Raw genomic sequence first — 26,567 nt, 5'->3', positions numbered from 1 at the left:
TTTAATAGTAGATACATATTAAATAGTAACTCCATATCTCGTTTTTACAAGACAATATGATAACATAACTTATAACAGTGTAAAAATAATTGAGATATAAGTGAGGGGTAATAATGATAACTTGTGTATGTTTGGTAGTGGAAAAAGGTGATGCCTTATTACTCGTTCAAGCGAGAGGTAGGGCAAAGTATTATTTTCCAGGAGGAAAAATTGAAGAAGGCGAAACTTATGAACAAGCACTCATACGTGAGATAGATGAAGAATTGAATGTGTTACTCAATCCTGATAAATTGAGTTATATCAATACAGTAATCGGACAAGCTTATCCGCAAAAAAATACATTAACCAAACTTATTTGTTATAAGACGACCGAACCCATCGATTGGGATAATATTCACTCAAACGCTGAGATAACTGATATAAGATGGATTTTGAAAACTGAAAATCAGTTTATTGCGCCTGCTGTAATAACATGGATAAATCAAATTTCGAAAGCGAAGGTCGATAACATGATATTTAAAAGCTACGCATCACCGTTATGGAGTGACATCAAAAATTTTAATATTTTACAAAGTGATAGACGTTTTACAAAGACACCTGCAGAAAACATCAAATTAGCGCAAAAAAATGTGGAAAGATTTCCAACGTTGGTCTTTAACGATAATCAACAGCTTATTGCTTTTTTTACGCTGCATATCGGAGAAGGGGTTAAACCTTATACAGATAATCCGAATGCTATTTTCTTCAGATCGTTTAGTGTAGATAGCAATTTCAGAGGTGAAGGTGTAGGTAGAGCTGTAATTGAAAATTTGTCGACGTATATTGCCAATAATTTTCCAACAATAGAAGAAATTTATTTAACGGTAAATACCGACAACGAAGTTGCGTTACAACTATATAAGAAATGTGATTATTGTTATGTAGGTGATGCTGATTTAGAGGACAAACCAGTACATATTTTAAAATATTCATTATAGCCATGTCATGAAATGTTACATAAGATGTAACATTTCATGACTGATTTTTGCTATTAGCCAAACACCATTGTATTATCCAAAACAAAGGAGTGGATGCAATGAGTGTTTATGATACATTATTCTTATTTTTATGCACGTTACTTGTCTGGTTGATGACACCAGGTTTGAGTTTGTTTTATGGTGGTTTAGTACAATCGAAGAACGTTTTGAATACTGTTATGCAAAGTATGTCAGCAATTGTTATTGTTACATTCGCTTGGATGATTGCCGGTTTTTCTTTTAGTTTTGGTCAAGGGAATGCGCTATTTGGAGATATTACATATTTAGGGTTAAATCATGTCGGTTTTGAAATTCAAAAAGATTTATCGCCACACGTCCCGTTAGCTTTATTTATGTTGTTCCAATTAATGTTTTGTACCATAGCAGTGTCAATTCTGTCTGGTTCCATAGCTGAAAAAATGAAATTTACGCCCTATCTAATATTTGTTTTTTGTTGGGTGTTACTTGTCTATAGTCCAGTAGCTCACTGGGTTTGGGGCGGTGGTTGGATTGATCATATTGGCGCCATCGATTACGCCGGAGGAACAGTAGTACATATATCTTCAGGGGTTTCGGGATTAGTACTGGCAGTCATGATAGGCGCTGGGAAGAATTTCGATAAACGACCACCACATAATTTAGTTATTACATTAATTGGAGGTATATTTGTTTGGTTAGGCTGGTATGGTTTTAATGTAGGAAGTGCTTATACTTTTGACTCAATAGCATTAACTTCATTCGTTAACACGGTATTAGCAGCAAGTGCGGGTGCGTTCGGTTGGTCTATCGTAGAATATGTTCAGAAAAGAACAACAAGTCTCATAGGTATGCTATCTGGAATGTTAGCTGGTTTAGTAGCTATTACGCCTGCAGCTGGATTTGTTAATTATGGCAGTGCAGTTATTATTGCCATAATCGGTGGTATATGCTGTTATTTTGCAATAAACTATATCAAAGTTAAATTGAAATATAATGATGCATTAGATGCCTTCGGAATTCATGGAATTGGTGGCGTAATTGGAGCGATTTTAACAGCAGTATTCCAATCTCATAGTGTAAATAGCTCCATCAGTGATGGTGTAATCTTTGGCGGTAATTTTATGGCACTAGTCGTACAAATTGTTGCGGTAGTTGTAACGATTGTGTTTAGTGGTGTTGTGACATATTGTATCGCTAAAGTTATTAGTTTTGTAACTGAGCTTGGTACTTCAGAAGTGGAAGAAGAAAAAGGGTTAGATAGTATAGTGCATGGCGAAAATGCCTATTTCAATGGAGAATTGAATAAATTAAATAAACGTTATTAAGAACAACAAAACCAAGATAACTTTATCTTGGTTTTGTTTATTCATTATATTCTTCTGTTGGTTGGATGGGATATTTGCTAGTTTTAATCATTTTTGCAGTTAACCAAGCTGTAATCGGTATGCTAATAGCCACTGCAATCCCGCCTAATATAATAGAAACGAATTCTTGAACGAAAATTTTTGAATTAATAATATGACCGAATGAATAGTTCAATTTAAAAAACCAAAAGAATAACGTCAGTTGGCCACCGAAATAGGCGAGATAAATAGTGTTGGCAGAAGTAGCCAAAATTTCTCTGCCTACACGCATACCAGAGTGGAACAAATCAGCTTGTGATAAATTATTATTCGTTTCATATAATTCATAAATAGGTGAACTAATAGTTATTGCCAAGTCGATTACTGCAGCAATTACGGCTAGTAACACGGTGAAGACCATGAATTTTACCATATCGACGCCAATATTCATTGAGAATACATACGTTTCGTCTTGTTGCTCAGTAGTGAATCCTTGTAAATGTCCAATGGAAACAGAAAGATAAATGCCAGCGATTAATATAATTGTCGTTAATATTGTAGCGTAAAAGGCTGCTTTAGTTTTTATATTATAACTATTAAGTACGAATAAGTTACATGCAGCTACAGCAATACAAAAAATAACGGTTACGATATAGATTGGTGCACCTAAGACAATGAAAATAATAGCGAATAAGAGAATTATAAAATTTAAAAACAATGTTAAAAATGACACTAATCCTTTTTTGCCACCAAATATAAGCATTGATGCAAAGAGAATAACAGCTAAAATTGTTATTGCATTCATTGTTTCGCTCCTCTCAATTTATAAATAAATTGCATTAAGAGAATGGTTATAGGAATCGTTAAGACAATTCCTATGCCCCCAGTAATAGCTCGAGCTACCTCTAATGACCAATTCATTGATAGCGTATATGTGATGGTATTTGCATTTTTAATATATAGTAAAATCATCGGTAGACTACCCGATAAATAAGAGAATAATAAAATATTGGTCATGGTACCCATAATGTCTTGACCGATGTTTCGTCCTGCTAATGCCCAACGCGTCATTTCTATATTAGGATTACGACGTAATATTTCATACATACCACTTGCTATAGTTATTGCTACGTCCATTACTGCACCTAATGAGCCGACGATAACAGAAGTTAAAAACACTTCAGTTGGAGGTAGCGTTAGAAAACTCATAGTTTCAAATTTTAAGCCGTTACCACCAGTAAGTGTTATGACGAGTTGTGTGATGCCAATACAAATAAATGTTCCTAATAGGGTACTTATAATGGTTACTAACGTTCGCCAATGCCATCCTGTAACAAGCAATAAGGTGCATATAGTTGAAATAATTATCGCAGTGCTCATTAAGCCAAACAAACTAAAATTTGGGGATGCATTATGAATAGCAATTGCTGCTATCACTGCTACTGTGTTTATTATTAAGGATATTATAGATTGTAAACCTACTTTTCTACCTACTAATAATATTGTTAATAAAAAGATGCCGGTTACTACTACGACTAAGCTATCCCGCTTTTTCTCTAAAATATAGCCGTCGCTTGGTTTTTTATCGATGTGCATAAGGACTTTATTATTTTTTGTGAACTTCTCACTATCGGCTTGTGATGCTACATATGAATTTTTAATTTTTGTAGTATGTCCTTCAAACTTGCCGTTTACCATATGTATAGTTAATAGTTGTTGGTGTTTAGTGTCTGAGTTGTGATGTTCATCCGTTACCTTAGTTGTTTTAACATTCTGAACATCAGTGATTTTTCCGATAGGCATATGATAAAATTTATCGTTTACTAATGTGAATAGAAATAAGCCGATAACACAAAAGCAAAAAATAAAAATAACCCAATTAAATGGATGATTAAACTTTGTTTTTAAATTCATGAATATTACTCCAAACCAAACTTAATTTGACAACGTGATTATACGCCTGCAGCGATAATATTTCAAAAATTTGTATCATCAATGGCTTAAAGTCTTTTAATGATAGGTTGATGTTCTACTTAACAAGTGGTCAATCGTGCTTTTCAGTTCTTTAATATCATTTTTATGATTATCCTTACGAATTGCACAACAAAGCGTGCGTTTCAGTTCGGTATGTTCGAGAGAAATTTCAATCCAGTGCTGATCATTTTTATCCAGAGTTTGATAAGCAGGCGCAATAATATAACCTCTGTTTTGGGTTAGTATATATTTCGCGATTTGCTTATGAGTAATTGTACGTACTGGTTTTTTAGTTTGTTGTTCAAAGGTTTGAATTATATTTGAAGGCATTTTATATAATTGATAAATTTGTGTGTTTACAAATTGCGATAATGGAGGATTTGTTGCCATTGCTATTGGGTTATCTTTCGGTACGTACATATGGTAATTTTCTTCAAATAATGGAATAACTTCGACATCATTATTGTGATTAACTTCTGAAGTTAAATCCATTAGCGCGACATCAATTTGATTAGAGATTAAAGCAGTGGCAATTTCAGTTTCTTCCATTAACATGGGTTCTATCTTTGATTCGCTTGTGTTTTCAAAAGTTTGGATAAGTAAGGCTAGCACTTGAGAAATGTAACTATCTACATAACCCAATCTAATTGTGAAATTATTAAGTTCTGATTGATTATGAAATAAACGTATTGTCGACTCGGCCTGCTCGAGTATTTTTGTTGCTTCGGTAAAAAGTGTTTGTCCTGCCTCGGTTAAATAAATATTTCTACCTTGCCTTTTAAACAAAGTGATTTGTAATTCTTCTTCTAATTGTGTTATCTGTCTACTGATAGCAGATTGAGCGATATCAAGTTCTAATGCGGCTTCAGAAATATGTTCGCGTTTAGCGACTTCTATAAAATAGCGTAATTGCTTAATTTCCAATAGTTTTCACCCTCTCTCATGCGATTGTTCTAATAATTAGAATAATATCATCTATTTTATATATTGAACAGAATAATAAGCTGATATATAGTATAATCTATTCATAAAATATTCTGAATTTTCGTAAAAGGGGTGAACATCATGCTCAAAAATGACACAAAATTAGGCTTATATGACAGCCGAGAAGAACATGATGCTTGTGGTATCGGCTTTTATGCCAATATGGATAATAAACGTACGCATGATATTGTGTTGAAGTCTTTAGAAATGCTACGTAGATTAGATCATCGTGGGGGTATTGGTGCTGACGGTATTACAGGTGATGGTGCAGGGATTATGACTGAAATACCATTTGACTATTTTAACGAACATGTCGATTTCGACCTACCAACCGAAGGGCAATATGCCGTTGGGTTATTTTTTACAAATGAAAAAATTGCTGGGTCTAAACATGAAAGTCCGTTTAATGCTTTCTTTGAAGGAGAAGGGCTTAAGGTATTAGGTTATAGAGAGGTTCCTGTAGATACTAATGCAATTTCACCTCACGTGGCTAAAACTATGCCATATATACAACAAGTATTCGTCGATTTAAATGATGTTGCACACACAGAAAAAGCACTTTATTTAGCTCGCAAACAAATAGAACATTATGGCAATGACCAAAAACTAGAATTATATTTTACTAGTCTTTCTCATAAGACTATTGTCTATAAAGGTTGGTTAAGATCAGACCAAATTAAATCATTATATAAAGATTTATCACATGAGTCATATGTTTCCAAATTAGGCTTAGTTCATTCACGTTTTAGTACCAATACATTTCCTAGTTGGAAACGTGCACATCCAAATAGACTACTTATGCATAATGGTGAAATTAATACCATTAAAGGTAATGTTAACTGGATGCGTGCACGTCAAGAACGCTTAATCGATACGGTATTCGGTAAAGACAAACATAAAATACACGAAATTGTCGATGAAGACGGTAGTGACTCAGCTATTGTAGACAACGCGCTAGAATTTTTATCGCTTTCTATGGAGCCTGAAAGAGCAGCTATGCTTTTAATACCAGAACCATGGCTATATAACAAATCTAATGATGCGAATGTACGTGCATTCTATGAATATTATAGTTATTTAATGGAACCATGGGATGGACCCACTATGATTTCATTTTGTAATGGAGACAAAATTGGTGCGCTTACAGACCGTAATGGTTTAAGACCAGGGCGTTATACAATTACAAAAGACAATTATATAGTTTATTCTTCAGAAGTTGGTGTAGTTGATGTACCAGAGGAGAACGTTGCATATAAAGGTCAATTAAATCCAGGTAAATTATTACTCGTTGATTTTAATGAAAATAAAGTAGTAGAAAATAATGAATTAAAGGCACGTATTGCCGATGAATTGCCATATGAAAGCTGGTTAAGTCATTTTAAAGTAGACTTAGATTTGAGTAATGTATCTTATAAACCTTCTGAATGGGAGGAAGATACATTAACACGCCTACAAAAGCAATTCGTTTATACTAAAGAAGAAATGGACAAGTATATGACTGAACTTGTCGAAAGTAAAAAAGATCCGATTGGTGCGATGGGTTACGATGTGCCGATTGCAGCTTTAAATGAAGAAGATGAATCATTATTTAATTATTTCAAACAATTATTTGCGCAAGTTACAAATCCACCAATTGATGCATATCGTGAAAAAATAGTCACAAGTGAGTTATCTTATCTAGGTAGTGAAGGCAATTTGTTAAATCCTACCGAAGACGCTTTAAATCGTATTCAATTATCTAAACCGGTATTAACTGAAGCGCAGTTAGAAGCGATTGAAGCTAGTCGTTTTAATGTAAAACGCTTATCTACTGTTTATAACAAAGGCTTAGAAGAGGCATTAGAAGAACTTGGCGATGATGCGATTGCTGCGGTTAAAAATGGTAATGAAATTCTCGTATTAGATGATAGTTTTTTAATATCACAAAATGGTTATGCGATTCCAACTTTATTGGCTGTAAGTCATATTCATCAGTTATTAATTCGTGAAAATTTACGTATGGATACTAGTATTGTTGCGTTATCAGGTGAAACGAGAGAAGTCCATCACGTAGCATGTTTATTAGGTTATGGCGCTAATGCGGTTATACCATATTTGGCACAACGTACGATTGAACAACTTACATTAAATGGACGCATAGAAGGTGAAGTTGAAGAAACGGTTCAGACATATACCGATACATTGTCTGAAGGTGTTATCAAAGTTATGGCTAAGATGGGCATTTCTACAGTTCAAAGTTATCAAGGGGCACAAATCTTTGAAGCGGTAGGATTAGCACAAGAAGTTGTTGATAAATACTTCACAGGTACTCATTCCAAGTTATCAGGTATTTCTTTGAAGCTTATCGATCAAGAAAATAAAGCGAGACAAAGTAAGTTAAGTCAGTATATCCAACCGGGTAGCACGTTCCAATGGCGAAAACAAGGTCAATATCATGCGTTTAATCCAACTTCTATTCATCTATTACAACATGCATGTCGTTTAAATGATTATGAAAAATTTAAAGCATTTTCAAAAGAGGTTAATACTAAGCGTACCGATCATATTCGCCATTTAATGGAGTTTAAAAAACAAACACCTATTAATATAGAAGAAGTAGAGTCTGCAAGCGAAATAGTTCACCGTTTTAACACCGGAGCAATGAGTTATGGTTCTATATCAGCAGAGGCACATTCGACGCTCGCCGAAGCAATGAACAAAATTGGCGGCAAAAGTAATAGTGGTGAAGGTGGTGAAGACCCTAAGCGTTATGTTATTGACGATGAAGGTCGTAACCATTCAAGTGCAATTAAACAAGTCGCATCAGGTCGTTTTGGGGTGACAAGCGATTACCTACAACATGCTAAAGAAATTCAAATCAAAGTTGCGCAAGGCGCTAAACCAGGGGAAGGCGGTCAACTACCAGGTAGTAAAGTATATCCATGGATTGCTGAAGTTAGAGGATCTACACCAGGTATTGGATTAATTTCACCACCGCCACATCATGATATTTATTCAATCGAAGATTTGGCTCAATTGATTCACGATTTAAAAAATGCAAATAAAGAAGCGAATATTACAGTAAAACTTGTATCAAAAACAGGCGTAGGTACGATTGCGTCAGGTGTAGCTAAAGCTTTTGCAGACAAAATCGTCATTAGTGGTTACGATGGTGGCACAGGCGCTTCACCTAAAACGAGTATTCAACATGCTGGCGTACCATGGGAAGTCGGCTTAGCTGAAACACATCAGACATTAATGATGAATGATTTACGCTCTCGAGTAAAAGTTGAAACTGATGGTAAATTATTGACAGGTAAAGACGTAGCATACGCATGTGCATTAGGTGCAGAAGAATTTGGTTTTGCCACAGCGCCACTAGTAGTACTTGGATGTATTATGATGCGTGTGTGTCATAAAGATACTTGTCCAGTTGGTATAGCGACACAAAACCAAGACTTGCGTGCTTTGTTTAATGGTAGAGCCGATCACGTAGTAAACTTTATGCATTTCGTAGCTGAAGAATTACGTGAAATATTGGCTGAATTAGGTTTGAAATCTGTTGATCAATTAGTCGGCAGAACAGATTTATTACAACGTGCGCCACACTTAAAAGATCGTCCTAAGGCAAATACTATGGATGTTGAAGCACTGTTATATCAACATGAAGGTGATCGTTTTAATAAAATAGAACAAAATCACCATCTTAAAGAAGGTTTTGACTTAAATTATTTATATCCAGATGCTCAAGAAGCAATTGAACAAGGTAATTCCTTTAAAGGTGAATACATTATTAATAATGAACAACGCGACGTAGGTGTAATAACAGGTAGTGCGATTACACGTGTTCATGGTCCAGAAGGATTACCTGAAGATACAATTTTGGCATATACGGAAGGCCATGCTGGGCAAAGTATAGCTGCATATACTCCTAGTGGATTAACTATTCACCATACAGGTGATGCCAATGATTATGTAGGGAAAGGCTTATCTGGTGGCAAAATAATTATCAATGCACCAAATGAAGCACGTGAAAATGAAATAATTGTCGGTAATGTTTGCTTTTATGGAGCTTCTCATGGTAAGGCATTTATCAATGGTCGTGCTGGCGAAAGATTCTGTATTCGTAACAGTGGTGTCCAAGCTGTTGTAGAAGGTATTGGGGACCACGGTCTAGAATATATGACTGGTGGACGTATACTCGTTCTAGGTGATGTTGGTAAAAACTTCGGTCAAGGTATGAGTGGTGGTGTAAGTTATATTTTCCCATCAGATGTAGAGCAATTTAAAGAAGTAAATAAACTAGATACTCTAGACTTTGATAGCGTAACGGTCGAAGAAGAACGCAACGTAATTAAAGATATGTTAGAGGAACACGTTAAATATACAAATAGTAAAAAAGCAATTGAGGTACTTAATGACTTTGATAATATTGCTAAGAAAGTTGTTAAAGTGATACCAAAAGATTTCAAATTAATGATGCAAAAAATTGATATACAAAAACGTGAAACACCACAATTAGATGAAGCGTTACTCAATGCATTTAACGATAAACGCACTCATTTAGAACCAGATCAACAACTAACAGCTGTATATTAATGATTAAGGGGGGATTTGCATGGGTGAATTTAAAGGTTTTATGAATTATGATAAACAGCAACTCGATGAGCTATCATTAGTTGATCGTTTGAAAAATCACTCAGCATTCCAACAACGCTTCACACGTGAAGAGGCATCTATACAAGGTGCACGTTGTATGGATTGCGGTACGCCATTCTGTCAAACGGGTGAACCGTTTGGTCGTGAAACGATTGGTTGCCCGATTGGCAACTATATTCCTGAATGGAATGATTTAGTATATAGAAAAGACTTTAAAGCTGCATATGAACGTTTAATGGAAACTAATAACTTTCCAGAGTTTACTGGTTATGTTTGTCCTGCACCATGTGAACAATCATGTGTTATGAAGATTAATCGTGAATCAGTAGCGATTAAAGGTATTGAACGTACAATTATTGATGAAGCATATGAAAATGGCTGGGTACAACCAACAGTTCCTGAAGTACGTAAAGACGAAAAGGTTGCAATAGTAGGAAGTGGTCCAGCTGGGCTAACTGCTGCAGACGAATTAAATAAATTAGGTTATAACGTGACGGTATATGAACGTGCTCAAGAAGCGGGCGGATTACTTATGTATGGTATACCTAATATGAAACTGGATAAAGAAGTAGTACGTAGAAGAATTAGAGTCATGGAAGAATCGGGCATCGAATTTCAAACGGGCGTAGAAATTGGTGTAGATATTTCAAAAGAAGCATTAGAAGAATCTTATGACGCTATTATTTTATGTACCGGTTCTCAAAATGCACGCGATTTACCATTAGAAGGTCGTATGGGTCAAGGTATACATTTTGCGATGGATTATTTAATGGAACAAGCTGAATATTTAAACGGTGAAATTGACGAAACAACAATCACTGCAGAAGGTAAAAATGTTATTGTTATCGGTGCTGGAGATACGGGTGCTGACTGTGTAGCCACTGCATTAAGAGAAGATTGTAAATCAATTGTTCAATTTAATAAATATACTAAACAACCTGAAGAAATTGAATTCGAAACAAATGAGCATTGGCCTCTAGCAATGCCTGTATTTAAGATGGATTATGCACATAAAGAATATGAAGCTAAATTTGGTATAGAACCGAGGGCTTATGGTGTGCAAACGATGCGTTATGATGTTGACCACATTGGTAATGTCAAAGGTGTTTATACTCAAATTTTACAGGAAACTGATGAAGGCATGGTTGTTGTAGATGGTACAGAACGTCATTGGCCAGCAGATTTAGTATTGCTTTCAATTGGTTTTGTAGGTACTGAAACTACAGTTCCGCACGCATTTAATATCCAAACAGAGCGCAATAAAATTGTTGCAGATAATAAAGACTTTAAAACGAATCAGTCAAAAATATTCGCGGCAGGTGATGCTAGAAGAGGTCAAAGTTTAGTAGTTTGGGCTATTCAAGAAGGCAGAGCCGTAGCTGATTCAGTAGATAGTTTCTTGAAAGCTAAAGCACCAGTTTGATGATTGTATTTTTTGTTGACTTTTAAAACGAGCTATAATATTATTGTTGTTGTGTTCGTTTGGAGGAATACCCAAGTCCGGCTGAAGGGATCGGTCTTGAAAACCGACAGGGGCTTAACGGCCCGCGGGGGTTCGAATCCCTCTTCCTCCGCCATTAATATATAATCCAAGACTAATAGATACAAAAGGCAAGTATTCAAATTATTTGAATACTTGCCTTTTTAAATATTTATAGCTTCTATATGGCTAGTTATCATTGTAAAGAAGGAAAATCGACACCATAAATGTAAGCCTTTACATAACTTGTCTATACATGTATAATTTCATTAAGACATAAAGATGGGAGTGGATTATCTTGGCTGTAAAAAGAAAAGATGTTCAGGATATAGTTGCAGCAATTGGGGGAAAAGAGAATGTCGACACAGCCACACACTGTGTCACGCGTTTGCGTGTAGTGTTGAAAGATGACGATAAGGTAGATAAGGATAAATTAAGCGATAACGATTTAGTGAAAGGTCAGTTTAAAGCGGATAACCAATATCAAATAGTTATTGGTCCTGGTACAGTTGATGAAGTGTATAAGCAATTTATCGAAGAAACTGGTTCTTCAGAAGCATCTAAGGATGATGCGAAAGCAGCGGCGGCGCAAAAGGGGAATGCGCTACAAAGACTAATCAAATTATTGGGTGATATATTCATTCCAATTTTACCGGCTATTGTTACTGCCGGCTTACTTTTAGGAATCAATAACTTATTAACGATGGAGAATCTATTTGGACCAGATCCATTAGTTAAACAATTCCCACAACTTGGAGATTTCTCGGATATAATTAACGTAATTGCGAATACTGCATTTACATTTTTACCGGCACTTGTTGGTTGGAGTAGTATGCGTGTATTCGGTGGGAGTCAAATTCTTGGTTTGGTATTAGGTTTAATACTAATGAATCCTCAATTAGTACCACAATCTGATATTGCTAAAGGCCATATCCCTACTTGGAATATTTTCGGTTTGGAAATTAAACAATTAAACTACCAAGGGCAAGTATTACCGATATTACTTGCGACATATGTGTTAGCACAAATTGAAAAATTCCTGAATAAACGTGTGTTAGATTCTATTAAAATGCTTGTTGTAGGACCTGTTTCGTTATTAATCACAGGATTTTTAGCATTTATCATCATCGGACCGGTAGCTTTATGGATTGGTACCGGTATCACTAATGGCGTTACATTTGTCTTTGAACATGCTGGTTGGTTAGGCGGTGCGATTTACGGTTTGTTCTACGCACCATTAGTAATTACAGGACTACATCACATGTTCTTAGCTGTAGACTTCCAATTAATGGGCAGTCATTTACAAGGCACATACTTATGGCCAATCGTGGCAATTTCAAATATTTGCCAAGGATCTGCTGCTTTTGGTGCGTGGTATGTTTACAAGAAACGTAAAATGGTCAAAGAGCAAGGGCTTGCAGTAACTTCAGGAATTTCAGGTTTCTTAGGAGTAACAGAACCTGCAATGTTTGGTGTCAATTTACCTTTAAAATATCCATTCTTAGCATCTATTCTAACTTCATGCGTATTAGGTGCGATTATTGGTGCGAGTGGTGTGCTCGGTAAAGTAGGTGTTGGTGGTGTTCCTGCATTTATTTCTATTCAAAAAGAATATTGGGGCGTATATTTAATTTGTACATTATTAGCGATAGTCGTGCCATTTATCTTAACGGTAATTTTATCTAGATTTAGTAAAGAGGAAACGAAAGAATTGGTAGTGGAGTAGAAAAGAAAATTTATTTTTCATAAAGTATAAAGGTGGAATAATTCATGGCGCAAAATGATTGGAAAAAATCGGTAGTATATCAAATTTACCCTAAATCCTTTAATGACACGACCGGCAATGGTGAAGGGGATATTCAAGGTATAATTCAAAAATTAGATTATTTACAATATGTTGGTGTAGATTACTTATGGTTAACGCCTGTATATGAATCTCCAATGAACGACAATGGTTATGATATTAGTAATTATTATAAAATTAATGCGCAATTTGGAAATAGCGATGACTTGAAAGAGTTAATAGAACAAGCTCATCAACGGGATCTGAAAATTATGTTAGATATTGTCATAAACCATACTTCGACAGATCACGAGTGGTTTAGTGAAGCATATTCTAGTGAAGATAGCCCTTACAGAGACTATTATTTCTTTAGACGTTCTGTCAATAATGCGCCACCTACAAATTGGGAGTCTAAATTTGGTGGGAATGCATGGAAATATGACGACAAAACTGAAGCATACTATTTACATTTATTCGATGTAACACAAGCAGACTTGAACTGGGATAATCCTCAAGTAAGAAATGAACTTTACGATATTATTAATTATTGGATAGAGTTTGGTGTGGATGGATTCCGTTTTGATGTGATTAACCTTATTTCTAAGGGCGAATTTAAAGATTCTGAGAAAATTGGCAAAGAATTCTACACTGACGGTCCACGTGTACATGAGTATTTACATGAAATGAATCGACGTACTTTCGGAGATAAAGATATGATGACGGTTGGGGAAATGTCATCAACTACGATAAATCATTGTATTAAATATACAAATCCTGAAAGACAAGAATTGAGTAGTGTTTTCAATTTCCATCATTTAAAAGTTGATTATATTGATGGAGAAAAGTGGTCCAATGCTAAATTAGATTTCCTAAAATTAAAAGAAATACTGATGGAATGGCAACTCGGTATATATGAAGGGAACGGTTGGAATGCTATATTTTGGTGCAACCATGACCAACCACGTGTTGTTTCTAGATTTGGTGATGATTCAACCGAAGCTTTAAGAACGAGTAGTGGAAAAATGTTGGCTATCGTATTGCATATGCTACAAGGAACACCATACATTTATCAAGGCGAAGAAATCGGAATGACGGACCCTCATTTTACGACGATAGATCAATATAGAGATGTGGAATCACTTAATGCATATAAGTCTATGAAACTTAAAGGCTACAATGAATCGGAAATTTTAGAAATATTAGGGCAAAAGTCACGAGATAATTCAAGAACGCCAATCCAATGGTCAAATGAACGTAATGCGGGATTCACATCAGGGGCGCCATGGATTGATATTCCTGAAAATTACGATAAGATAAACGTTGAAACGGCGATTGCAGATAAAAATTCAATTTTACACGTATATAGAAAATTAATTAAATTAAGACATGAGCATGATATAGTTACCTATGGTAGTGTTGAGCCTTTATATATGAATGATGAAAATTTATTTATTTACAAACGTCACTACAATGGAACGACTTGGCTTGTAGTGGCTAACTTTTCGAAATCGTCAATACAATTACCTAAAGATTTGAATATTGAAGGTGAAACTATAATTCAAAGTGGTCAATGTGAAAATGGAACAATAGATGGTTTCGGGGCGATAGTCATTGCTCAATAATAGTAGAAGAGTTGAAAAGATGAGTGAAAAAAAATTTGTATTAATATATGAAAAGTTGAAAGACGCAATTTTAAGCGAAGAATTAACTTATGGCGATCGCATTCCTTCTGAACATGATTTAGTTGAACGGTACCAAGCCTCAAGGGAAACGGTTAGAAAAGCGCTTAATTTATTGGTCGGTGACGGCATGATACAAAAAATTAGAGGCAAAGGTTCTGTAGTTATTTATCAAAATATCACAGAATTTCCATTTGCTGACTTAATGAGTTTTAGCGAAGTAAAAAATGAATTGCAACTTCAATACAAAACAAAAGTAATTAGATTTGAAAAGATTAAGGCTGATGAAGTACCGTTTATAAAAGAACAATTAGGCATTAAGGCAAATGCAAGATTATGGTATATAGTAAGATTAAGGATGCTAAACGATAAGGTAAAAATCATCGATGAAGATTACCTTGTTGCCGATATAGTACCTAATATTACTATTGAACATGCACGTGCTTCAATCTATCATTATATAGAGCATATATTAGATCTTGAAATTAGTTACTCTAACAAGGCAATTACTTTTGAACCGTTTGGTGATTTAGAGTATGAACAATTTGGTGATGTAGCCCCACCGTATACTGCTACGGTTAGGGGCATTGTACATTTGAAAAATACGGAGCGGTTCCAATACAATATATCAAAGCATTTAGCGACAGAGTTTAGATTCAATGACTTTTCACGACGTCGCAAATTGTAAGTTATTTTTGAATTAATTAATACCACCAAATCAACAATTATCAACAAGTTCGACCAAATGTCTTGCATTGAAGTGATGAAATATAGTAACATGTATTTTGCCGTGCTAGGTGGGGAGGTAGCGGTTCCCTGTACTCGAAAACCGCTTATGCGAGACTTAATTCCTTTGCTGAGGGTGTATTTTTGTGAAGTCTGCCCAAAGCACGTAGTGTTTGAAGATTTCGGTCCTATGCAATGTGAACCCACGAATCATGTCAGGTCCTGACGGAAGCAGCATTAAGTGGATTATCATATGTGCCGTAGGGTTGCCGAGATTTAGCTGTCGACTTTGGTTACGTTTGTGAATTGCACTCGATGCAAAGGTGCACGGTTTTTAAATTTTAAAATAATAACTTTACATATAAAAGAACGACTTATAGTTGCTATAGGTCGTTCTTTTTTATAATATAATAAAAAATAGCGGAACAAGAATATTTGTTGAGAATAGTGTAATATGTAGAGAACAAAGGGCAATGGAGGTAACTATGCAAATTTATCTTAGTACGTTAACCGAAAATGATTATGAGACTAGTTTAGAAGCTGTTGAAGAAGCCTTTAAAGATGTTGAAATGTCGAATCATGATGAGCAACAACTTATTAACAAAATCAGAAAATCTGAGGACTATAATTACGAATTAGAAGTCGTTGCTAAAAATGATGAAGGTAGCGTGATAGGACATGCACTTTTATCAGAAGTGATTATTGAAGATGAACAAGATCAACATACAGCTTTAGCATTAGCGCCAGTATCTGTTTTACCAGAATATCGTAATCAAGGACTCGGAAAAGCATTAATACAGGCGGTAGAAGAGCGCGCGAAGAATCATGATTATGATACTATCGTAGTTTTAGGAGATCCTGAATATTATCAACCACTGGGCTATGCAAATGCCTCAAATTATAAGATACATTCACCTTTTGATATTCCGAAAGCATATTTTATGGTTAAGTTTTTAACTGATGATAACAGACCTTCAGGGGAAGTCAATTATCCTTCAGCTTTTAATTGATAGTCATAGTTTGAAGTACAATGCTATAATATGTAGTGAATGTAATTGGAGGTGCGAGTGTGAATTACCAGGCTTTATATAGAATGTTTAGACCTCAAGCGTTTAGTGATGTTGTAGGTCAAGAACATGTAACTAAAACTTTGCGAAATGCAATTTCAAAAGGAAAACAATCCCATGCATATATATTTAGTGGTCCTCGTGGTACTGGTAAAACGAGTATTGCTAAAGTATTTGTGAAAGCAATAAACTGTATAAATAGTAATAACGGTGAACCGTGTAATGAATGTGTTATATGTAAAGGAATTACACAGGGGACTAATTCTGACATTATAGAAATTGATGCCGCAAGTAATAATGGTGTTGATGAAATAAGAAATATTAGAGATAAAGTAAAATATGCACCGAGTGAATCGAAATATAAAGTATACATCATTGATGAAGTTCATATGTTAACTACTGGAGCCTTTAATGCGTTATTAAAGACTTTAGAGGAACCACCTGCACATGCTATTTTCATATTGGCGACTACAGAACCACATAAAATACCTCCTACTATTATCTCTAGAGCCCAACGTTTTGATTTTAAATCTATTAATCATGATCAAATAGTGGAGAGATTAAAATTTGTAGCGGAAGAACAACAAATTGATTACGATGACGCTGCGCTAGATTTTGTTGCCAAAGCTTCAGAAGGTGGTATGCGTGATGCTTTAAGCATTATGGACCAAGCTATTGCTTTTGGTGATGACCATCTAACGTTACAAGATGCTTTAAATGTTACTGGTAGTGTTGATGGTGAGGCGCTTAATAAATTATTTGCGCAAATCATTGCGGGTGATGTTAAAGCGGCATTTAGCACATATCATCAATTTGTGGCAGATGGCAAAGAAGTAAATCGCTTAATTAATGATATGATTTACTTTGTTAGAGATACGATTATGAGTAAAACCGCAGAAGCTGATACTAATTATGATGCTTTAATGGATTTTGAATTGGAAACATTGTATCAAATGATAGATATAATAAATGATACATTAGTTTCAATTCGATTTAGTGTGAATCAAAATGTACATTTTGAAGTATTGTTAGTTAAACTTTCTGAAATGGTTAAGGCGCAACCTCAAACAATACAAAACGTAGCAACTACGAGCGTGGCCACAGAACCTAATAATGATGTCTTACTTCAACGTATGGAGCAACTGGAAAATGAATTAAAGACATTGAAATCACAAGGCGGTGGTCCACAAACGACACAGCCGGCTAAAACACAACCAAGTAAGCGGGGAAGCAAGTCGAAAAACATCTTTTCAATGCAGCAAATTACTAAGGTTTTAGACAAAGCCAATAAAGATGATATCAAATTATTGAAAGACCATTGGAGCGACGTAGTGGATCACGCTAAAAACAATGATATGAAATCACTTGTAAGTTTATTACAAAATTCTGAACCAGTAGCAGCTAGTGAAACACATGTGTTAATAAAATTTGAAGAAGAAATTCATTGTGAAATCGTTAATAAAAATGATGAAAAACGAGAAAATATAGAAAATGTGGTATGTAATATTATAGATAAGAGCGTTAAAGTAGTAGGCGTACCATCTGATCAATGGATGAGAGTCAGATCTGAATACCTACAAAATAGGAAGTCAGCTGATGGAAGTTCTAATAGTAGTGATAGTAATGACAACGTACAACAATCTAATGAAACGGAAGAAGTAGATGTAGTACAAAGAGCCAAAGAGCTATTCGGCGAAAACACAGTCAATGTTATTGATGAAGAGTGATACATGACAATGAATATAAAGGTATGTATAATATTAGCAAAGCATAATTATAATATAACAAAGAATATATAAGGAGGATTTACATTATGCGCGGTGGCGGAAATATGCAACAAATGATGAAACAAATGCAAAAAATGCAAAAGAAAATGGGCGAAGAGCAAGAAAAATTAAAAGAAGAACGAGTTGAAGGAACTGCAGGTGGTGGTATGGTTGCTGTAACAGTAACTGGCCATAAAGAAGTTGTCGACGTCGTTATTAAAGAAGAAGCGGTAGACCCTGACGATATTGAAATGTTACAAGACCTAGTGATTGCTGCGACTAACGAAGCGATGAATAAAGCAGACGAATTATCGCAAGAACGTTTAGGAAAGCACACTAAAGGCTTAAACATTCCTGGAATGTGATGAAATGCAGTATCCAGAACCTATTTCTAAACTGATTGACAGTTTCATGAAACTGCCAGGCATTGGACCGAAAACGGCACAACGTCTGGCATTTCATGTACTAGATATGAAAGAAGACGACGTCGTTCAATTTGCTAAAGCATTAGTAGATGTTAAGCGCGAATTAACTTATTGTAGTGAATGTGGGCATATAACAGAGCAAGATCCATGCTATATATGCCAAGACAAACAAAGAGATCGTTCTATTATCTGTGTAGTTGAAGATGATAAAGATGTCATCGCCATGGAGAAAATGCGAGAATTCAAAGGGTTATATCATGTTCTTCATGGTTCTATATCTCCAATGGACGGAATTGGACCGGAAGACATTAATATACCTTCACTCATTAATCGTTTGAAAGACGAAGGAGTAAAAGAATTGATTTTAGCGATGAACCCCAACTTAGAAGGTGAATCTACAGCAATGTATATATCACGTCTCGTAAAACCGATCGGTGTAACTGTAACTAGATTAGCACAAGGTTTATCAGTTGGTGGAGACTTAGAATATGCTGATGAAGTAACGTTATCAAAGGCTATTATGGGTAGAACAGAAATGTAAAGCTAGCACTGTAAAGTGATGGCTTTATTTTTTTATAAAAATAACCAAAAAAGTTATAGTATGTAAATTGCTTAGTTTTAAGAAAAGGAACAATATATAACTAAGTATTTTAGTTAATTAAACGAATTATTAAAAGTTTAACGGTATATAAAGTTCGTTTTTTAATGATGGGAGTACGAAAAATGTATAATTAGTGTAATTTTTACTGTTGTACATTCTTTGAAAAGCCTGTATAGTATTTACTTGTCGAGCGAAACACAAACGACGAACATTAAAAAACGATTTAAAAAACTTTTAGAAAGTTATTGACTTTAAATGATAACTTATGTATAATGGTTTCTTGTCGGATTGATAAATGAACATTGAAAACTGAATTGCAATATGTCAACGTTAATTCCAAACGCAACGATATAATCGTTGGTTTAAACGTGTTAGAGATAACACACAAATTAGTATTTTATGAGCTAATCAAACATCATAATTTTTTATGGAGAGTTTGATCCTGGCTCAGGATGAACGCTGGCGGCGTGCCTAATACATGCAAGTCGAGCGAACGGATAAGGAGCTTGCTCCTTTGACGTTAGCGGCGGACGGGTGAGTAACACGTGGGTAACCTACCTATAAGACTGGAATAACTTCGGGAAACCGAAGCTAATGCCGGATAACATGTAGAACCGCATGGTTCTACAGTGAAAGATGGTTTTGCTATCACTTATAGATGGACCCGCGCCGTATTAGCTAGTTGGTAAGGTAACGGCTTACCAAGGCAACGATACGTAGCCGACCTGAGAGGGTGATCGGCCACACTGGAACTGAGACACGGTCCAGACTCCTACGGGAGGCAGCAGTAGGGAATCTTCCGCAATGGGCGAAAGCCTGACGGAGCAACGCCGCGTGAGTGATGAAGGTCTTCGGATCGTAAAGCTCTGTTATTAGGGAAGAACATGTGCGTAAGTAACTGTGCGCATCTTGACGGTACCTAATCAGAAAGCCACGGCTAACTACGTGCCAGCAGCCGCGGTAATACGTAGGTGGCAAGCGTTATCCGGAATTATTGGGCGTAAAGCGCGCGTAGGCGGTTTCTTAAGTCTGATGTGAAAGCCCACGGCTCAACCGTGGAGGGTCATTGGAAACTGGGAGACTTGAGTGCAGAAGAGGAAAGTGGAATTCCATGTGTAGCGGTGAAATGCGCAGAGATATGGAGGAACACCAGTGGCGAAGGCGACTTTCTGGTCTGTAACTGACGCTGATGTGCGAAAGCGTGGGGATCAAACAGGATTAGATACCCTGGTAGTCCACGCCGTAAACGATGAGTGCTAAGTGTTAGGGGGTTTCCGCCCCTTAGTGCTGCAGCTAACGCATTAAGCACTCCGCCTGGGGAGTACGACCGCAAGGTTGAAACTCAAAGGAATTGACGGGGACCCGCACAAGCGGTGGAGCATGTGGTTTAATTCGAAGCAACGCGAAGAACCTTACCAAATCTTGACATCCTTTGACCACTCTGGAGACAGAGTTTTCCCCTTCGGGGGACAAAGTGACAGGTGGTGCATGGTTGTCGTCAGCTCGTGTCGTGAGATGTTGGGTTAAGTCCCGCAACGAGCGCAACCCTTAAGCTTAGTTGCCATCATTAAGTTGGGCACTCTAAGTTGACTGCCGGTGACAAACCGGAGGAAGGTGGGGATGACGTCAAATCATCATGCCCCTTATGATTTGGGCTACACACGTGCTACAATGGACAATACAAAGGGCAGCTAAACCGCGAGGTCATGCAAATCCCATAAAGTTGTTCTCAGTTCGGATTGTAGTCTGCAACTCGACTACATGAAGCTGGAATCGCTAGTAATCGTAGATCAGCATGCTACGGTGAATACGTTCCCGGGTCTTGTACACACCGCCCGTCACACCACGAGAGTTTGTAACACCCGAAGCCGGTGGAGTAACCATTATGGAGCTAGCCGTCGAAGGTGGGACAAATGATTGGGGTGAAGTCGTAACAAGGTAGCCGTATCGGAAGGTGCGGCTGGATCACCTCCTTTCTAAGGATATATTCGGAACATCTTCTATGAAGATGAGAGGGATAACGTAGACATATTGTATTCAGTTTTGAATGCTCATAGAGTATTCAAAGATTGTACATTGAAAACTAGATAAGTAAGTAAAAATAGATTTTACCAAGCAAAACCGAGTGAATTAGAGTTTTTAAAAGCTTGAATTCAAACTAAAATAATCGCTAGTGTTCGAAAGAACACTCACAGATTAATAACATTTTGGGTTTTGAGTTAAACATTGCGTTTGACTTAAAAACAAAAAGATTAAGTTATTAAGGGCGCACGGTGGATGCCTTGGCACTAGAAGCCGAAGAAGGACGTTACTAACGACGATATGCTTTGGGGAGCTGTAAGTAAGCGTTGATCCAGAGATTTCCGAATGGGGAAACCCTACACGAGTCATGTCGTGTAATCAACATGTGAATACATAGCATGTTTGAAGGCATACCCGGAGAACTGAAACATCTTAGTACCCGGAGGAAGAGAAAGAAAAATCGATTCCCTGAGTAGCGGCGAGCGAAACGGGAACAGCCCAAACCAACAAGCTTGCTTGTTGGGGTTGTAGGACACTCTATACGGAGTTACAAAAGTTATTGTTAGACGAAGCATCTGGAAAGATGCATCAAAGAAGGTAATAATCCTGTAGTCGAAAACGATAGCACTCTTGAGTGGATCCTGAGTACGACGGAGCACGTGAAATTCCGTCGGAATCTGGGAGGACCATCTCCCAAGGCTAAATACTCTCTAGTGACCGATAGTGAACCAGTACCGTGAGGGAAAGGTGAAAAGTACCCCGGAAGGGGAGTGAAAGAGAACTTGAAACCGTGTGCTTACAAGTAGTCAGAGCCCGTTAATGGGTGATGGCGTGCCTTTTGTAGAATGAACCGGCGAGTTACGATTTGATGCAAGGTTAAGCAGGAAATGTGGAGCCGTAGCGAAAGCGAGTCTGAATAGGGCGTTGAGTATTTGGTCGTAGACCCGAAACCAGGTGATCTACCCATGACCAGGTTGAAGTTCAGGTAACACTGAATGGAGGACCGAACCGACTTACGTTGAAAAGTGAGCGGATGAGTTGTGGGTAGCGGAGAAATTCCAATCGAACCTGGAGATAGCTGGTTCTCTCCGAAATAGCTTTAGGGCTAGCCTCAAGTGATGATTATTGGAGGTAGAGCACTGTTTGGACGAGGGGCCCTTATCGGGTTACCGAATTCAGACAAACTCCGAATGCCAATCAATTTAACTTGGGAGTCAGAACATGGGTGATAAGGTCCGTGTTCGAAAGGGAAACAGCCCAGACCACCAGCTAAGGTCCCAAAATATATGTTAAGTGGAAAAGGATGTGGCGTTGCCCAGACAACTAGGATGTTGGCTTAGAAGCAGCCATCATTTAAAGAGTGCGTAATAGCTCACTAGTCGAGTGACACTGCGCCGAAAATGTACCGGGGCTAAACATATTACCGAAGCTGTGGATTGTCCGTAGGACAATGGTAGGAGAGCGTTCTAAGGGCGTTGAAGCATGATCGCAAGGACATGTGGAGCGCTTAGAAGTGAGAATGCCGGTGTGAGTAGCGAAAGACGGGTGAGAATCCCGTCCACCGATTGACTAAGGTTTCCAGAGGAAGGCTCGTCCGCTCTGGGTTAGTCGGGACCTAAGCTGAGGCCGATAGGCGTAGGCGATGGATAACAGGTTGATATTCCTGTACCACCTAAATTCGTTTTAAGCGATGGGGGGACGCAGTAGGATAGGCGAAGCGTGCTGTTGGAGTGCACGTCCAAGCAGTAAGACTGAGTGTTAGGCAAATCCGGCACTCATAAGGTCAAGCTGTGATGGGGAGAGGAAATTGTTTCCTCGAGTCGTTGATTTCACACTGCCAAGAAAAGCCTCTAGCTAGAATATTAGGTGCCCGTACCGCAAACCGACACAGGTAGTCAAGATGAGAATTCTAAGGTGAGCGAGCGAACTCTCGTTAAGGAACTCGGCAAAATGACCCCGTAACTTCGGGAGAAGGGGTGCTCTCTAGGGTTAACGCCCGGGAGAGCCGCAGTGAATAGGCCCAAGCGACTGTTTATCAAAAACACAGGTCTCTGCTAAACCGTAAGGTGATGTATAGGGGCTGACGCCTGCCCGGTGCTGGAAGGTTAAGAGGAGTGGTTAGCTTCTGCGAAGCTACGAATCGAAGCCCCAGTAAACGGCGGCCGTAACTATAACGGTCCTAAGGTAGCGAAATTCCTTGTCGGGTAAGTTCCGACCCGCACGAAAGGCGTAACGATTTGGGCACTGTCTCAACGAGAGACTCGGTGAAATCATAGTACCTGTGAAGATGCAGGTTACCCGCGACAGGACGGAAAGACCCCGTGGAGCTTTACTGCAGTCTGATATTGAAATTCGGCACAGTTTGTACAGGATAGGTAGGAGCCTTAGAAACGTGAACGCTAGTTTACGTGGAGGCGTTGGTGGGATACTACCCTCGCTGTGTTGGATTTCTAACCCGCACCATTTAGCATGGTGGGAGACAGTGTCAGATGGGCAGTTTGACTGGGGCGGTCGCCTCCTAAAGAGTAACGGAGGCGCTCAAAGGTTCCCTCAGAATGGTTGGAAATCATTCACAGAGTGTAAAGGCATAAGGGAGCTTGACTGCGAGACTTACAAGTCGAGCAGGGTCGAAAGACGGACTTAGTGATCCGGTGGTTCCGCATGGAAGGGCCATCGCTCAACGGATAAAAGCTACCCCGGGGATAACAGGCTTATCTCCCCCAAGAGTTCACATCGACGGGGAGGTTTGGCACCTCGATGTCGGCTCATCGCATCCTGGGGCTGTAGTCGGTCCCAAGGGTTGGGCTGTTCGCCCATTAAAGCGGTACGCGAGCTGGGTTCAGAACGTCGTGAGACAGTTCGGTCCCTATCCGTCGTGGGCGTAGGAAATTTGAGAGGAGCTGTCCTTAGTACGAGAGGACCGGGATGGACATACCTCTGGTGTACCAGTTGTCGTGCCAACGGCATCGCTGGGTAGCTATGTATGGACGGGATAAGTGCTGAAAGCATCTAAGCATGAAGCCCCCCTCAAGATGAGATTTCCCAACTTCGGTTATAAGATCCCTCAAAGATGATGAGGTTAATAGGTTCGAGGTGGAAGCATGGCGACATGTGGAGCTGACGAATACTAATCGATCGAAGACTTAATCAATTTTTAAATGTTTTGATTGGTTAATTTATATTTACTTACTATCTAGTTTTGAATGTATAAATGTTATACATCATTGTCTGGTGACAATGGCAAGGAGGTCACACCTGTTCCCATGCCGAACACAGAAGTTAAGCTCCTTAGCGCCGATGGTAGTCGGATTTACATCCCGCTAGAGTAGGACGTTGCCAGGCAAATTAATAGGATGCGATGAGCCGAGACCTTAGGGTCTCTTTTTTTTATGCCCAATAAGGAGCTTAACTTCTCAAAATAATCTTTGAAACACTATAAGACCGCAGGTCTGTTTATACAAAATGTAAATAAAATATTAAAAACTTTGGCGAAGAGAAAGCGTTTGAAGCTGACGAACTCAAGGCGTCGCGTCACGCGCTTACGAGGAGGTAAGCAAGTCAGCGACGCATGCAAGTGAGGAAAGATGCGAGCGTTTGCCTCAAGCTAAAAAGCACCTGAGCGTCGATGGTAGCAGATTTACATCCCGCTAATAGAGGTAGTTTAATAATAAAATTTTGAATACGGGAAAGTGATACTTTATAATAAGTTAATGATACTATAGAGTGGATGTGGTTGAACTATGACTTTACCTTTAATTAATAAATTCCAATCTTTAATGAACGAAACGCCCATCTCTATGCATGTACCGGGGCATAAAAACAATACGATAGGTAATTTAAACCAATTAAATATCAATATGGATATGACTGAAATAACAGGATTGGATGATTTACATCATCCTGAAGATGTTTTATATAAAAGCATGGCCAATATAAGCAAACATGATGATTACGAAACTTTTTACTTAGTAAATGGTACGACAGCAGGTATTTTATCTGTAATTCAAGCATTTGCCTACTTATCTGGGGACTATATTATTCCTAGAAATGCTCACAAGTCGGTTTTTCATGGTTTGGAGTTAGCGCGAGGCAATGCATTTTTAATGGCTATGGATGCAAGTGACGATACACATCAATACTTAGGACCAAAATATAAAAATATACATCATTTTAAAGAGAATCATAAGTTAGCTGTAATTACATACCCTAATTATTATGGGGAGTGTTTTGATATAAAATCACAGATTAATCATTTACATCAATTGCAAATACCGGTATTAGTTGACGAAGCACATGGTGCGCACTTTGATCTAGAAGGCTTTCCACGATCTGCATTGAATATGGGCGCAGATTTTGTGGTGCAATCATATCATAAAACATTACCTGCATTGACTATGAGTTCTGTACTATTTATACATAAAGATGCACCAATGAAACAACAGGTAATAAATTACTTGAGTTACTTTCAATCCTCGAGTCCTTCGTACTTACTAATGTCGAGTTTAGAATTAGCGCATCAATTTTATAAGAATTATCAAACTGATTTATTTTTTGAACGACGTCAGAAGTTAATAACTCACTTGGAACAACAAGGAATCACGGTGACAAAAGTAGATGATCCTTTAAAACTATGTTTGTCACATAGTGCCTATGATGGTTATGAGTTACAAGCATTATTTGAAGCGCAATCAATATACATAGAATTAGCTGATGAAAAGCAAGTGTTACTTGTATTACCTTTATGGCATAAACATGATAACTATCTGTATAGTGAATTATTAGCAAGAATAGATCGTATTCAGCTAACTAAACAACCTATAAAAATCCCAGAAAGACAAATTACTACGACGGATATTGGCTATTATACATATAGTGTTAATAGTAAGACACGTAAGATTAACATTGAAGACGCTAAAGGTGAAATTTTGGCGAATCATATTGTACCTTATCCTCCTGGTATACCAATTATGTTAAAAGGAGAAAAAATATCAGCAAATATGGTAGAATTATTGCATTATTGGTCTACCCAAAATTTAAGGGTAGAAGGTATTGAAAATAATTATATAGAAATTAAGGATGAATAA

Annotated in this window: 15 protein-coding genes, 1 tRNA gene, 3 rRNA genes and 1 other RNA gene; 17 read left to right on the top strand and 3 right to left on the bottom strand. The window is 37.5% G+C overall.

From position 1 onward, the window contains the following. Positions 1-137 precede the first annotated feature (137 nt). Together ISP02_RS10915 and ISP02_RS10910 are read left to right on the top strand one after the other, a co-directional pair. Positions 138-977 carry a GNAT family N-acetyltransferase gene (locus tag ISP02_RS10915; protein WP_328806050.1) on the top strand — a complete coding sequence of 280 codons (840 nt, stop codon included), beginning with the start codon at positions 138-140 and terminating at the stop codon, positions 975-977. A gap of 98 nt (positions 978-1,075) precedes the next feature. Next, positions 1,076-2,320: an ammonium transporter gene (locus ISP02_RS10910; protein ID WP_195721574.1), complete on the top strand. Its 1,245-nt coding sequence runs from the start codon at positions 1,076-1,078 to the stop codon at positions 2,318-2,320. Positions 2,321-2,357: 37 nt separating this feature from the next. Here the strand turns inward: ISP02_RS10910 and ISP02_RS10905 are convergent, their stop codons facing one another. From ISP02_RS10905 to gltC, 3 genes are all read right to left on the bottom strand, one after another. Further along, positions 2,358-3,143 (bottom strand): YibE/F family protein, encoded by a 786-nt coding sequence (locus tag ISP02_RS10905; RefSeq protein WP_195721573.1) that lies wholly within the window; start codon positions 3,141-3,143, stop codon positions 2,358-2,360. Continuing rightward, positions 3,140-4,252, bottom strand: a complete 1,113-nt coding sequence (locus ISP02_RS10900) for a YibE/F family protein (RefSeq protein ID WP_195721572.1) — start codon at positions 4,250-4,252, stop codon at positions 3,140-3,142. Before ISP02_RS10900 ends, ISP02_RS10905 begins: the two co-directional genes overlap by 4 nt. Positions 4,253-4,348: 96 nt before the next feature. Then, positions 4,349-5,236, bottom strand: a complete 888-nt coding sequence (gene gltC / locus ISP02_RS10895; protein ID WP_195721571.1) for a glutamate biosynthesis transcriptional regulator GltC — start codon at positions 5,234-5,236, stop codon at positions 4,349-4,351. Between the two features lie 141 nt (positions 5,237-5,377). Between gltC and gltB the strand changes: the two genes are divergently transcribed. The 15 genes from gltB (at position 5,378) to ISP02_RS10820 (ending at position 26,567) form a co-directional block, all read left to right on the top strand. Further along, positions 5,378-9,874: a glutamate synthase large subunit gene (gene gltB, locus ISP02_RS10890; RefSeq protein ID WP_195721570.1), complete on the top strand. Its 4,497-nt coding sequence runs from the start codon at positions 5,378-5,380 to the stop codon at positions 9,872-9,874. A 19-nt stretch (positions 9,875-9,893) separates the two neighbouring features. After that, positions 9,894-11,357 (top strand): glutamate synthase subunit beta, encoded by a 1,464-nt coding sequence (locus tag ISP02_RS10885; protein ID WP_195721569.1) that lies wholly within the window; start codon positions 9,894-9,896, stop codon positions 11,355-11,357. A gap of 61 nt (positions 11,358-11,418) precedes the next feature. Continuing rightward, positions 11,419-11,511 (top strand) — tRNA-Ser (locus ISP02_RS10880). A 201-nt stretch (positions 11,512-11,712) separates the two neighbouring features. Next, positions 11,713-13,140, top strand: coding sequence for a PTS system trehalose-specific EIIBC component (gene treP, locus ISP02_RS10875; RefSeq protein ID WP_195721568.1), 1,428 nt, complete (start codon positions 11,713-11,715; stop codon positions 13,138-13,140). A gap of 44 nt (positions 13,141-13,184) precedes the next feature. After that, on the top strand, positions 13,185-14,819 hold the full coding sequence (gene treC, locus ISP02_RS10870) for an alpha,alpha-phosphotrehalase (RefSeq protein ID WP_195721567.1): 1,635 nt from the start codon (positions 13,185-13,187) through the stop codon (positions 14,817-14,819). Between the two features lie 19 nt (positions 14,820-14,838). Continuing rightward, complete coding sequence (gene treR / locus ISP02_RS10865) at positions 14,839-15,564, top strand: trehalose operon repressor (protein WP_195721566.1); 726 nt, start codon at positions 14,839-14,841, stop codon at positions 15,562-15,564. A 100-nt stretch (positions 15,565-15,664) separates the two neighbouring features. Continuing rightward, an RNA gene (ffs, locus tag ISP02_RS10860) (signal recognition particle sRNA large type) lies at positions 15,665-15,933 on the top strand. Between the two features lie 154 nt (positions 15,934-16,087). Beyond that, entirely contained in the window at positions 16,088-16,612 is a 525-nt protein-coding gene (locus tag ISP02_RS10855) for a GNAT family N-acetyltransferase (RefSeq protein ID WP_195721565.1), read from the top strand. A gap of 59 nt (positions 16,613-16,671) precedes the next feature. After that, complete coding sequence (dnaX, locus tag ISP02_RS10850) at positions 16,672-18,396, top strand: DNA polymerase III subunit gamma/tau (protein WP_195721564.1); 1,725 nt, start codon at positions 16,672-16,674, stop codon at positions 18,394-18,396. 86 nt (positions 18,397-18,482) lie between these two features. Then, a complete protein-coding gene (locus ISP02_RS10845; RefSeq protein WP_195721563.1) occupies positions 18,483-18,800 on the top strand; it encodes a YbaB/EbfC family nucleoid-associated protein in 318 nt (105 codons plus the stop codon). Positions 18,801-18,804: 4 nt separating this feature from the next. Further along, positions 18,805-19,401: a recombination mediator RecR gene (gene recR, locus ISP02_RS10840; protein WP_195721562.1), complete on the top strand. Its 597-nt coding sequence runs from the start codon at positions 18,805-18,807 to the stop codon at positions 19,399-19,401. 484 nt (positions 19,402-19,885) lie between these two features. Next, a 16S ribosomal RNA gene (locus ISP02_RS10835) occupies positions 19,886-21,437 on the top strand. 274 nt (positions 21,438-21,711) lie between these two features. Beyond that, positions 21,712-24,634: ribosomal RNA gene (locus tag ISP02_RS10830) — 23S ribosomal RNA — on the top strand. Between the two features lie 76 nt (positions 24,635-24,710). Further along, a 5S ribosomal RNA gene (gene rrf, locus ISP02_RS10825) occupies positions 24,711-24,825 on the top strand. Together the 16S, 23S and 5S rRNA genes form the textbook arrangement of a ribosomal RNA operon. Positions 24,826-25,223: 398 nt before the next feature. After that, positions 25,224-26,567: an Orn/Lys/Arg family decarboxylase gene (locus ISP02_RS10820; RefSeq protein ID WP_195721561.1), complete on the top strand. Its 1,344-nt coding sequence runs from the start codon at positions 25,224-25,226 to the stop codon at positions 26,565-26,567.

Origin of the sequence: Staphylococcus durrellii, assembly GCF_015594545.1 — a bacterium.
In the GTDB taxonomy this organism is placed as follows: Bacteria; Bacillota; Bacilli; order Staphylococcales; family Staphylococcaceae; genus Staphylococcus; species Staphylococcus durrellii.
The sequence above is the reverse complement of the archived record's forward strand: the minus strand, read 5'-3'. Positions and strand labels throughout refer to the sequence as shown.